The sequence below is a fragment of the Nocardia sp. 852002-20019_SCH5090214 genome (assembly GCF_001665865.1).
Classification (GTDB): domain Bacteria; phylum Actinomycetota; class Actinomycetes; order Mycobacteriales; family Mycobacteriaceae; genus Nocardia; species Nocardia nova.
In genome coordinates this window covers 1-10,729 of the sequence record NZ_LZMK01000250.1, presented here as the reverse complement: position 1 = coordinate 10,729, position 10,729 = coordinate 1, and the positions used below count along the sequence as shown (strand labels likewise).

At 69.2% G+C, this 10,729-nt stretch carries 11 protein-coding genes; 9 read left to right on the top strand and 2 right to left on the bottom strand.

The genetic code is table 11. From position 1 onward, the window contains the following. A partial coding sequence (locus A5780_RS19590) for a peroxiredoxin (protein WP_064909207.1) occupies positions 1 to 445 on the bottom strand: 445 nt, incomplete at its 3' end. 96 nt (positions 446 to 541) lie between these two features. Here A5780_RS19590 and A5780_RS19585 point away from each other — a divergent pair. The 9 genes from A5780_RS19585 to A5780_RS19545 all read left to right on the top strand — a co-directional run bounded on the left by A5780_RS19585 (position 542) and on the right by A5780_RS19545 (position 10,435). Beyond that, a complete protein-coding gene (locus A5780_RS19585) occupies positions 542 to 2,119 on the top strand; it encodes an anthranilate synthase component I (RefSeq protein WP_369817545.1) in 1,578 nt (525 codons plus the stop codon). A 50-nt stretch (positions 2,120 to 2,169) separates the two neighbouring features. Further along, a complete protein-coding gene (locus A5780_RS19580) occupies positions 2,170 to 3,132 on the top strand; it encodes a TIGR02234 family membrane protein (RefSeq protein WP_308248197.1) in 963 nt (320 codons plus the stop codon). Positions 3,133 to 3,283: 151 nt separating this feature from the next. Further along, positions 3,284 to 4,108, top strand: a complete 825-nt coding sequence (gene trpC / locus A5780_RS19575; protein ID WP_030514633.1) for an indole-3-glycerol phosphate synthase TrpC — start codon at positions 3,284 to 3,286, stop codon at positions 4,106 to 4,108. After that, the gene (gene trpB / locus A5780_RS19570) at positions 4,105 to 5,379 is read left to right on the top strand and encodes a tryptophan synthase subunit beta (RefSeq protein ID WP_064904652.1); all 1,275 of its coding nucleotides are present in this window, start codon (positions 4,105 to 4,107) and stop codon (positions 5,377 to 5,379) included. Before trpC ends, trpB begins: the two co-directional genes overlap by 4 nt. Beyond that, the gene (gene trpA / locus A5780_RS19565) at positions 5,376 to 6,167 is read left to right on the top strand and encodes a tryptophan synthase subunit alpha (protein WP_064904650.1); all 792 of its coding nucleotides are present in this window, start codon (positions 5,376 to 5,378) and stop codon (positions 6,165 to 6,167) included. Before trpB ends, trpA begins: the two co-directional genes overlap by 4 nt. Before the next feature lie 98 nt (positions 6,168 to 6,265). After that, positions 6,266 to 7,486 carry a prolipoprotein diacylglyceryl transferase gene (gene lgt / locus A5780_RS19560; RefSeq protein ID WP_082976575.1) on the top strand — a complete coding sequence of 407 codons (1,221 nt, stop codon included), beginning with the start codon at positions 6,266 to 6,268 and terminating at the stop codon, positions 7,484 to 7,486. Positions 7,487 to 7,517: 31 nt separating this feature from the next. After that, on the top strand, positions 7,518 to 8,003 hold the full coding sequence (locus A5780_RS19555) for a TM2 domain-containing protein (RefSeq protein ID WP_030514629.1): 486 nt from the start codon (positions 7,518 to 7,520) through the stop codon (positions 8,001 to 8,003). 103 nt (positions 8,004 to 8,106) lie between these two features. Then, positions 8,107 to 9,528 carry a pyruvate kinase gene (pyk, locus tag A5780_RS19550; protein WP_082856921.1) on the top strand — a complete coding sequence of 474 codons (1,422 nt, stop codon included), beginning with the start codon at positions 8,107 to 8,109 and terminating at the stop codon, positions 9,526 to 9,528. A 1-nt stretch (position 9,529) separates the two neighbouring features. Beyond that, positions 9,530 to 10,435, top strand: a complete 906-nt coding sequence (locus A5780_RS19545; RefSeq protein ID WP_064909206.1) for an acyl-CoA thioesterase II — start codon at positions 9,530 to 9,532, stop codon at positions 10,433 to 10,435. 24 nt (positions 10,436 to 10,459) lie between these two features. Here A5780_RS19545 and A5780_RS41110 read toward each other — a convergent pair. Next, positions 10,460 to 10,729 (bottom strand): hypothetical protein (locus A5780_RS41110; protein ID WP_064909205.1); only part of this gene is annotated, 270 nt, incomplete at its 5' end.

Here is a 10,729-nt window from a genome sequence, read left to right as displayed (position 1 = left end):
CGGCGTCGGCGTGGACGTTCGCGCGCAGTTCGCCCGAGATCACCGCGAGTACTGTGCGGTCGGTGTCGATCACGAAGGTCTGCCGCTTCACCGGCAGGAAGTTGCCGAGCAGACCGCCGATCGCCCCGGAACGCTTGACGCCGAACCGTTCCGCCACCGCGCCGTCGCGATCGGACAGCAGCGGATAGCCGAGGGTCTGCGCCTGCGCGAAACCGGCTTGGGTGTCGACCGAATCGGTGCTGATTCCCGCGCAACTCGCGCCCAGGGCCGCGAATTCGCTTGTCAGATCACGGAAATGGCAGGCCTCGGCGGTGCACACGGGAGTATTGGCGGCGGGGAAGAAGAACAGCGTCAACGGCCCGTCGGCCAGCAACGCATCGAGCGACCGGACGGTGCCGGTCTGATCGGGAAGTTCGAACCCGGGTGCGCGCTGGCCTTTTTTCACAGTCGCGAGGGTACCGGGCGGCACGGTCGCCCGGTACCCGCCGCGGATCGCGGGGGTCGCGGCGGGGCCAGGAAATCTCGGTTGCGGCCGACTGGAATGATGAGCGATATGCACGGCGCCGCATTCGACCGTCCGGAAACCGCAACCACCACCACTCGGGACCAGTTCCGCGTGCTCGCGGCCGCGCACCGGGTGGTGCCGGTGACGCGCAAGGTGCTGGCGGATTCGGAAACCCCGCTGTCCGCCTATCGGAAGCTGGCCGCGGACCGGCCGGGCACCTTCCTGCTGGAGTCGGCCGAGAACGGTCGTTCGTGGTCGCGCTGGTCGTTCATCGGCGCCGGCAGCCCCACCGCGCTGACGGTCGTCGACGGCCAGGCGGCCTGGTTGGGCGCCACTCCCGCCGACGCCCCGGCCGGCGGCGATCCGCTGGAGGCGCTGCACGACACCCTGGAACTGCTGCGCACCGAGCGCCTGCCCGGCCTGCCGCCGCTGACCGGTGGGCTGGTCGGCTATCTGGGCTACGACATCGTGCGTCGTATCGAACGCCTGCCGGAACTGACCGCCGACGATCTGCGGGTCCCGGAGATGGTGCTGCTGCTGGCCGCGGATCTGGCCGCCTTCGACCATCACGAGGGCGCCATCACCCTGATCGCCAACGCGGTGAACTGGAACGGCACCGACGAGCGTGTCGACGAGGCCTACGACGACGCCGTCGCCCGGCTCGACCGGATGACCGCGGCGCTGGCCGCACCCGCCGAATCGACCGTGTCCGTCTTCGACCGTCCCGAGCCGGACTACATCCGCCGCCGCACCAGCGAGGACTTCGGTGCGGGCGTGCGGCGGCTGGTCGGCGAGATCGAGGCCGGCGAGGCGTTCCAGGTGGTGTTGTCGCAGCGGTTCGAGATGGACTTCGACGGCGAACCGCGCGATGTGTACCGGATGCTGCGCGCCTCGAATCCGAGCCCGTACATGTATCTGATGCACATTCCCGACGGTGCGGGCGGCACCGCCTTCTCCATCGTCGGATCGAGTCCGGAATCGCTGGTGACGGTCAAAGACGGTGTGGCGACGACACATCCGATCGCCGGCACCCGGTGGCGTGGCGCCACCGAAGAGGACGATGTGCTGCTCGAGAAGGATCTGCTCTCCGACGAGAAGGAGAACGCCGAACACCTCATGCTCGTCGACCTGGGTCGCAACGACCTGGGCCGGGTGTGCGAGCCGGGCACCGTGCGCGTCACCGAATACCGCCACATCGAGCGCTACAGCCACGTGATGCATCTGGTGTCGACGGTGACCGGGCGGCTGGCGGCCGGTCGCATCGCTCTCGACGCCGTACGCGCCTGCTTCCCGGCCGGCACGCTCTCGGGTGCGCCCAAGGTGCGGGCCATGGAGTTGATCGAGGAGAACGAGCCCACCCGCCGCGGCGTCTACGCCGGGGTCGTCGGCTACCTCGACTTCGCCGGCGACGCCGATACCGCGATCGCGATCCGCACCGCGCTGCTCAAGGACGGCATCGCCTATGTGCAGGCCGGTGCCGGCATCGTCGCCGATTCCCAGCCCGACTACGAGGACGAGGAATCGCGCAACAAGGCGATGGCCGTTCTCAAGGCCGTCGCGGCCGCCCGCACCGTACGCACCTTCACCTCCGAACCCGACGGCACCCTGCTATGAGTAACCCGGAATCCGAACCAGCCCAACGACATTCGCAGGACCAGCCGGAGGTGAGGCCCGCGCCCGGCGCGAACGACGCGTCTGCGGCCGATGCGGCAGTGCGCCCGCGGCAGTCCGATGCCGACATCTCGGCGGCACAGCGCGCGCCGATGCAGAGCGGCCCCGAGGGCGAGGCCGTCCGGTCGGGTGCCGGACAAGCCGATGGCGGCTCCCGCCTCGACGACGCCGCCGCGCAGGTGCCTCCCGGCGGTGACCCCGACCGCTATGTCCCCGAGACGGATGCGGGCGGCGCCGACAGCGTGCCCGGCAAACGCGCCCGCCCGGTACTGCCGGTCCTCCTGCTGGCCGTCGGCGCGGCCGCGCTGTGGGGCGCCTCGCGCATGACCTGGGTGACCCTGCGGTCCTCCGACGGTCTGACCGAACCGCGCACCCAGCATCTCAACGGCGGCCTCTGGTTCGGCGCGCTCACGCCGCTGGCGTTGGTGCTGCTGGCCTCGATCGCGGCCGTCTTCGCCACCAAGGGCTGGCTGCGCCGGCTGATCGGGGTGGTGGTGGCGCTGGTCGCCGCCGTCGCCGCGGTGCCCGGCCTGGCGCTGCTGACCCAGCACGGCAAGATCGCCGAACGGGCCGCCCGGCTCGCCGAACTGCCCGCCCGCGCGCACGTCGACGCCGCCACGGCGGCCACGTTCCCGGCCGCACTCAGCGTCGTCGGTGCGCTCGCGGCCTTCGCCGCCGGAGTCCTGCTGGCCCGCATGCCCGAAACGACCGCCCGCATGTCGGGTAAGTACGACAATCCGGTGTTCCGCCGGGCCGCGGCCGCCGAACAGGTCGCCGAATTGCGCCGCACGGGTGATCCGGAATCGGCCGCCGCGGCCACCGACGCACCGCGGACGGCGACGCCGAAGTCCTCGCCGCACACCCCGGAACCGGAGTCGGGCGAACTCTCGCAGCGCGTGCTGTGGGACGCGCTCGATGCGGGCGCCGACCCGACCGACGACGAGCCGGGCCGATGAGCGCCCTACCACGCCACGCCGGGCGGCAGGCGTCACACCCCGCCGTCGGCTCGGCTTACCCTTCCATTTACTCTTTATCAGCATCGGTGAGACAGCACCTGGGGGGATTCTCAGGTAGCAAGTCCGTCTCCCCAGAAAGGATTCGAGCCAGATGACGGTACTCGACTCGATTCTCGACGGGGTCCGTGCGGATGTGGCCGCTCGGGAAGCCCTCCTGGATTTCCAGGCCGTCAAGAAGGCCGCCGCCGCGGCACCCTCGCCGCGCGATGCGCTGGCCGCTCTGCACGCGGACGGGATCGGAGTCATCGCCGAGGTCAAGCGCGCCAGCCCCTCGAAGGGTGAGCTCGCCGACATCCCGGACCCGGCCAGCCTGGCGAAGTCCTACGAGGACGGTGGCGCGCGCATCATCAGCGTGCTCACCGAGGGCCGCCGCTTCCACGGCTCGCTCGACGATCTGGACGCGGTCCGCGCGGTCGTCGACGTGCCGATCCTGCGCAAGGACTTCGTCGTCGGCCCGTACCAGATCCACGAGGCGCGCGCCCACGGCGCGGACGTGATCCTGCTGATCGTGGCCGCCCTGGAACAGGACGTGCTGGCCTCGCTGATCGATCGCACCGAATCGCTGGGCATGACCGCGCTGGTCGAGGTGCACACCGAGGAGGAAGCCGACCGGGCACTGACCGCCGGCGCCTCGGTCATCGGCGTGAACGCCCGCAACCTGAAGACCCTCGAGGTCGATCGCGACGTCTTCGCCCGCATCGCGCCCGGACTGCCCACCGAGGTCATCCGGGTCGCCGAATCCGGCGTCAGCGGCACCGCCGACCTGCTCGCCTACGCCGGTGCCGGCGCCGACGCGGTTCTGGTCGGCGAGAGCCTCGTGACCAGCGGCGATCCGCGTGCCGCCGTCTCCGAGCTGGTGACCGCGGGTACCCATCCGTCCTGCCCGCGTCCGCTGCGGCGGGGTGTCACCCGATGACCGGCGTGCACGAGCCGCTGCCCCAGGCCAGCGAGGGCGTCACCCACCGCAGCCACGAACCGGATCTCGGCGGCCACTTCGGCGTCTACGGCGGCCGGCACGTGCCCGAGGCGTTGATGGCGGTGATCGAAGAGGTCACCGCCGAATACGACAAGTCCCGCCTGGATCCCGATTTCTTGGCCGAACTCGACCGGCTGCAGCGCGATTACGCGGGCCGGCCCTCGCCGGTCTTCGAATGCAAGCGGCTCTCCGAACACGCCGGCGGCGCTCGCATCCTGCTCAAGCGCGAGGATCTGAACCACACCGGCTCGCACAAGATCAACAATGTGCTGGGCCAGGCGCTGCTCGCCCAGCGGATGGGCAAGACCCGGGTGATCGCCGAAACCGGCGCCGGTCAGCACGGTGTCGCGACGGCCACCGCCTGTGCGCTGCTCGGCCTCGAATGCGTGATCTACATGGGCGCGGTCGACACCGCGCGCCAGGCGCTCAACGTCGCGCGGATGCGGCTGCTCGGCGCCGAGGTGGTCTCGGTGACCACCGGCTCGCAGACGTTGAAGGACGCGATCAACGAGGCGCTGCGCGACTGGGTCACCAACGCGTCGGAAACCTACTACTGCTTCGGCACCGCGGCGGGCCCGCATCCGTTCCCGCTGATGGTGCGCGATTTCCAGCGCGTCGTCGGCCTCGAGGCGCGGGTGCAGGTGCAGGCGCAGACCGGCCGGCTGCCCGATGCCGTCGTGGCGTGCGTGGGCGGTGGATCGAACGCGATCGGCATCTTCCACCCGTTCCTCGACGACGAGGGCGTGCGGCTGATCGGCTACGAGGCGGCCGGCGACGGCGTCGAAACCGGCAGGCACGCGGCGACTTTCGCCGGCGGCCGGCCGGGAGCGTTCCAGGGCGCCTACTCGTACCTGCTGCAGGACGAGGACGGCCAGACCATCGAATCGCATTCCATCTCCGCCGGTCTGGACTATCCCGGCGTCGGCCCCGAACACGCCTACCTGAAGGACATCGGCCGCGCCGAGTACCGGCCGATCACCGATACCGAGGCGATGGACGCGCTGCTGCTGCTCTCGCGCACCGAGGGCATCATCCCGGCCATCGAATCGGCGCACGCGGTGGCCGGCGCGTTGCAGCTGGGCCGTGAATTGGGTTCCGGCGCAATCATTCTGGTGAATCTGTCCGGACGCGGCGACAAGGACATGGATACCGCGGCGCGCTGGTTCGGCCTGTTCGACGACGCTGCCGCCACGGAGGAGAATCGCTCGTGAGCCGTCTGGAATCGACCTTCGCGGCCAGCCGCGGCGAGGGCCGCGCCGCGCTGATCGGATATCTGCCCGCGGGCTATCCGGACCTGGCCGGATCCATCGACGTGTGCACCGCGATGGTCGAATCCGGTTGCGACATCATCGAAGTCGGTATCGCCTATTCCGATCCGGTGATGGACGGCCCCACCATCCAGGCCGCCACCGAGCAGGCCCTGCGCGGCGGCGTGCGGGTGCGGGACGTCTTCGGTGTCGTCGAGGCGATCACCGCCGCCGGGGGCAATGCCGTGGTGATGACCTACTGGAATCCGGTGCTGCAATACGGCGTCGATCGTTTCTCCCGCGATCTCGCCGCGGCCGGCGGTCTCGGGCTGATCACCCCCAACCTGATTCCCGAGGAGGCGGGGGAGTGGTTCGAGGCCTCCCGCGCCCACGATCTGGACCGTATCTTCCTGGTTGCTCCCTCCTCCACCGAGGAGCGCCTGGTCAAGACCATCGAGGCCAGTAGCGGATTCCTCTACGCCGCCTCCACCATGGGCGTCACCGGCGCCCGCGACGCGGTGTCCTCCGCCGCGCCGGAACTGTGCGCGCGGGTGCGTGCCCACTCCGATATCCCGGTCGGTGTCGGCCTCGGCGTGCGCAACGGTGCGCAGGCGGCCGAAATCGCTTCCTACGCCGACGGAGTGATCGTCGGCTCGGCGCTGGTCACGGCCGCGGGACAGGGACTGGACCAGGTCCGCAAGCTCACCGCGGAACTGGCCGAGGGCGTGCGTTCGGCGACTGTCGCCAGCTGATCGGAGACGCGAACTGGGCGGCGCGCGCCCCCTCCGTTACGGTGGGGCCCGTGACTTTTCCAGTCCTGGCAGACGGCGTCGATGTGCACGGTGGGGCAATACTGGCCTATATTCCCAGTCCGCCGCGAGGCGTATGGGATGTGGGGCCGTTCCCGCTGCGCGCCTATGCGATCTGCATCATCATCGGCATCATCGTCGCGATCTGGTGGGGTGAGCGGCGCTGGCGCGAGCGCGGCGGCGAGCAGGGCAAGGTGCTCGACGTGGCGATGTTCGCGGTGCCGTTCGGACTCGTCGGCGGCCGGCTCTATCACGTGGCCACCGACTGGGAGAAGTACTTCGGCGCCGGCGGGCATCCGATCAACGCGCTGAAGATCTGGGAGGGCGGTCTCGGCATCTGGGGTGCCGTGCTGCTCGGCGGTGTCGGCGCCTGGATCGGCTGCCGGGTGTATCGAATTCCGTTGCCCGCCTTCGGCGATGCCATCGCCCCGGCGATTCTGCTCGCGCAGGCCATCGGCCGCCTGGGCAACTACTTCAATCAGGAACTCTACGGCCGCAAGACCGATCTGCCGTGGGGCCTCGAGATCTATCTGCGGTTCGATTCCGACGGCCGGCTGGACATGATGAACGGCGTTTCCACCGGCGTGGTGGAGAAGATCGTGCAGCCGACCTTCCTCTACGAGCTGATCTGGAATCTGCTCGGCGTTCTGGTGCTGGTGATGGTCGACAAACGCTGGCGGATCGGCCACGGTCGCTTGTTCGCCCTGTACGTGGCGATCTACACCTTCGGCCGCTTCTGGGTCGAGCTGCTGCGCGACGACGAGGCCACCCACATCTTCGGCATCCGGGTCAACTCCTACACCTCGGCGATCGTATTCCTCTGCGCGCTGGCGTATTTCGCCCTCGCCACCAAGGGTCGCGAGACCGCCGCCCAGCTCGCCTCCGGCGGTGAGCGCCCCTGGCCGTGGCAGTGGGGTGCGTTGCGTCGGTACGGCGCCGCCGGACAGGAAGCCGCCGCCGAGAGCGCACCTGCCGCCTCGGCCGGCGAATCCGCCGCCGGCGAGAAATCGGACGAAGACGCGAAAGAGGAGAAAGCTGCCGAATCCGAATCCGCGCCCGCCACCTCCGCATCCGGCGAATCGGACGAGTCCACCGCCGGCCCGTCCGATTCGGTGACGACCGGTACCGAGGCGACCGGCAACGAACTGGATCCGCCCGCCGATGACAAGGATGCGGCCGGTGTCACCACCGCCGGGAACAGTGAGCAGCGGGCCGAGGGCGAGTCGGGTAAGCCGGGCCGGAAGAAGGCGGACAAGAGCTGAGCGGGCCGACCGCTCGAATCAGGAGGACTTCGTGACCGACCCCTATCAGCCGCAGCCCGGCTACGGCCCGCAGTACGGGGCTCCGGGTACCGGGCCGGGAAATCCGGGCGGCTACGGCCAATCCGGCCCCTACGGAGCCGGGCAACCGGGCCCCTACGGGCCGGCCGGCTACAGCCAGCCCTACGGCCAGCCCGCAGACCCGTACGCCCAGCCGTACGCCCCGGGCCCCGGCTACCCGCCCGCGCCCTACGGCATGGACCCGGAGGCGCCGTACGGGCGCAACATGTACGGCGAACCGTTCTCGGACAAATCGAAGCTGACCGCCGGGCTGCTGCAACTGTTCGTCGGTGGCCTCGGGATCGGCCGGTTCTATCTCGGCTACACCGGCATCGGCGTCGCCCAGCTCCTGGTCACGCTGTTCACCTGCGGTCTGGGCGGAATCTGGCCGTTCATCGACGCGATTTTGATCCTGACCGGCAAGGTTCGCGATCCGTACAACCGTCCCTTGCAGGAGTGACGACCATGCCGGTCGAATATGTGATGTGCGTCATATTTTCGTCGATTGACAGTGGCGGGAGTGCCGATCAGCGCCACTGCGGCGGCAGGACTAGGCTCGGCTCGTGATGCGACGGACAAAGATTGTGTGCACCCTCGGGCCGGCCACCGCCACCGAGGACCGGATCCGTGAACTTGTCGACAGTGGCATGGACGTGGCCCGGTTGAATTTCAGTCACGGAGAACACGCCGATCACGCCGAGAACTATCACAAGGTGCGGCACGCCGCCGAGCAGATGGGTCGTGCGGTCGGCATCCTGGCCGACCTGCAGGGGCCGAAGATCCGCTTGGGCCGGTTCATCGAGGGCCGCACCGTGTGGGCGACGGGCGAGGAGGTGCGGATCACGGTCGACGACGTGGAAGGCACCCACGATCGCGTCTCCACCACCTACAAGCAGCTGTCCGAGGACGCCAAGGCCGGTGACCGGCTGCTCGTCGACGACGGCAAGGTCGGGCTGACCGTGGTCCGCGTCGAGGGCAACGACGTGGTGTGCCGCGTCACCGAGGGCGGCCCGGTCTCCAACAACAAGGGCGTCTCGCTGCCGGGTATGGACGTTTCCGTTCCGGCGTTGTCCGAGAAGGACATCGAGGATCTGGAATTCGCCCTGCGGCTCGGTGTGGACTTCATCGCCCTGTCGTTCGTGCGGTCGCCGTCGGACGTCGAGCTGGTCCACGACATCATGGATCGCGTCGGCCGCCGGGTGCCGGTGATCGGCAAACTCGAAAAGCCCGAAGCCATCGACAATCTCGAGGCGATCGTGCTCGCCTTCGACGCGATCATGGTGGCTCGCGGCGACCTCGGCGTCGAACTGCCGCTCGAGCAGGTGCCGCTGGTGCAGAAGCGCTCGATCCAGATGGCAAGGGAGAACGCCAAACCCGTCATCGTCGCCACCCAGATGCTGGAGTCGATGATCGGCAACTCCCGCCCGACCCGCGCCGAGGCCTCCGATGTCGCCAACGCGGTGCTCGACGGCGCCGACGCGGTCATGCTCTCCGGCGAGACCTCGGTCGGCCAGTATCCGATCGAGACGGTGCGGACGATGGCGCGCATCGTGCACGCCGTGGAATCGGAATCCTCGACCCGGGTGCCGCCGCTGACCCACGTCCCGCGGACCAAGCGCGGCGTGATCTCCTACGCGGCCCGCGATATCGGCGAGCGGCTCAACGCCAAGGCGCTGGTGGCCTTCACCCAGTCCGGCGACACCGTGCGCCGGCTGGCCCGCCTGCACACCACGCTGCCGCTGCTGGCGTTCACCCCGCTGCCGGAGGTCCGCAGCCAGCTGGCGCTGACCTGGGGTGTGGAAACCTTCATCGTCCCGCCGGTCGGTACCACCGACGAGATGATCGGCCAGGTCGACAAGGAACTGCTGTCGCTGAATCGCTACGCCAAGGGCGATCTCGTGGTGATCGTGGCCGGCTCCCCGCCGGGTACCGTCGGCTCCACGAACCTGATCCACGTGCATCGCATCGGCGAGGAGGACCACTGAGGTGAGTGCATCACTGGGCGAATCGGTCGGCACCGGCCGTGAGAGCGGCGGCGATCTCGCCGTCCTGCTCGGCCTGCTCGAACTCGAGGAGATCGGCGAGGACGCCTTCCTCGGTCACCATCCGGAGAAGGTGTGGAGTCGCACCTTCGGCGGCCAGCTGGTGGCGCAGGCGATCATCGCGGCCGGCCGCACGGTCGGACCGGGGCGCCCGGTGCATGCGGTCAACGCTCATTTCGTGCGCGGCGGCGACGTGCGCAAACCGATCGAATACCGGGTCGAACGCCATCGGGACGGACGTGCGTTCGCCAACCGCACGGTCACGGCGTATCAGGACGATCAGGAACTGTTCGTGATGCTGGCGGCGTTCCAGGACTGGGCCAAGGGCCTGGAACACGCCAGCCCGCAGCCGCAGGTGCCCGATCCGGACGGCCTGCCCCGGGTGGAGGAGTCCTTCTCCGGGTTCGAGGACAAACTGCAGATGTTCGTGCAGGCACCGCATCCGATCGACATGCGCTACACCAACGATCCGGCCTGGATCCTCAAGGGCACCGGCGGCACCCTGAACCACAATCGCGTGTGGATGAAGGCCGACGGTGAACTGCCCGACGATCCGCTGATCCACGTGGCGACGCTGGGTTATTCGTCCGACACCACGGTGCTGGATTCGATCATCACCACGCACGGGCTGTCGTGGGGCCACGACCGGATCGTGGCCGCCACGGTGAATCATTCGATCTGGTTCCACCGTCCGTTCCGCTTCGACGACTGGGCCCTGTACGCGACGCAGTCACCGGTGGCCGCCGGTTCGCGCGGCCTGGCCACCGGTCACTTCTATTCGCGGGCCGGCGAGCTGCTGGCCACCGTCGTGCAGGAAGGCGTGATCAGGCACTTCCCGGCGCGCAAGTAGCGCTGGGCGCCGGGAGCGCCGGTATCAGAGGCGTTCGCGGTTCTCGTCGAAGTCGTAACTGTCGCGATGGAGCGCGTGAATCGTGTAGGGGACGGCGTCGGCGGTGGTGGCGATCCCGAGGACCAGTCGATGCTCGAGTGCGGCCAGGCCGGATTCGGTCAGCTGGTCGGGATCGCCCACCAGGCTGAGCGCTATCTCGTAGGTGCGCCGCGAGCCGGGGTCGCGGTGGGGGTGTTCCAGGCGCCACTGGGTCTCCAGGACCGTATGGCCGGGTTGATCGGCGTCGACTGGCAG

What these genes read in the sequence shown, in the direction of transcription:
- A5780_RS19585 (WP_369817545.1), top strand. Translation starts at nt 542, where the DNA reads ATGATGAGCGATATGCACGGCGCCGCATTCGACCGTCCGGAAACCGCA.
- trpC (WP_030514633.1), top strand. Translation starts at nt 3,284, where the DNA reads ATGACGGTACTCGACTCGATTCTCGACGGGGTCCGTGCGGATGTGGCC.
- trpB (WP_064904652.1), top strand. Translation starts at nt 4,105, where the DNA reads ATGACCGGCGTGCACGAGCCGCTGCCCCAGGCCAGCGAGGGCGTCACC.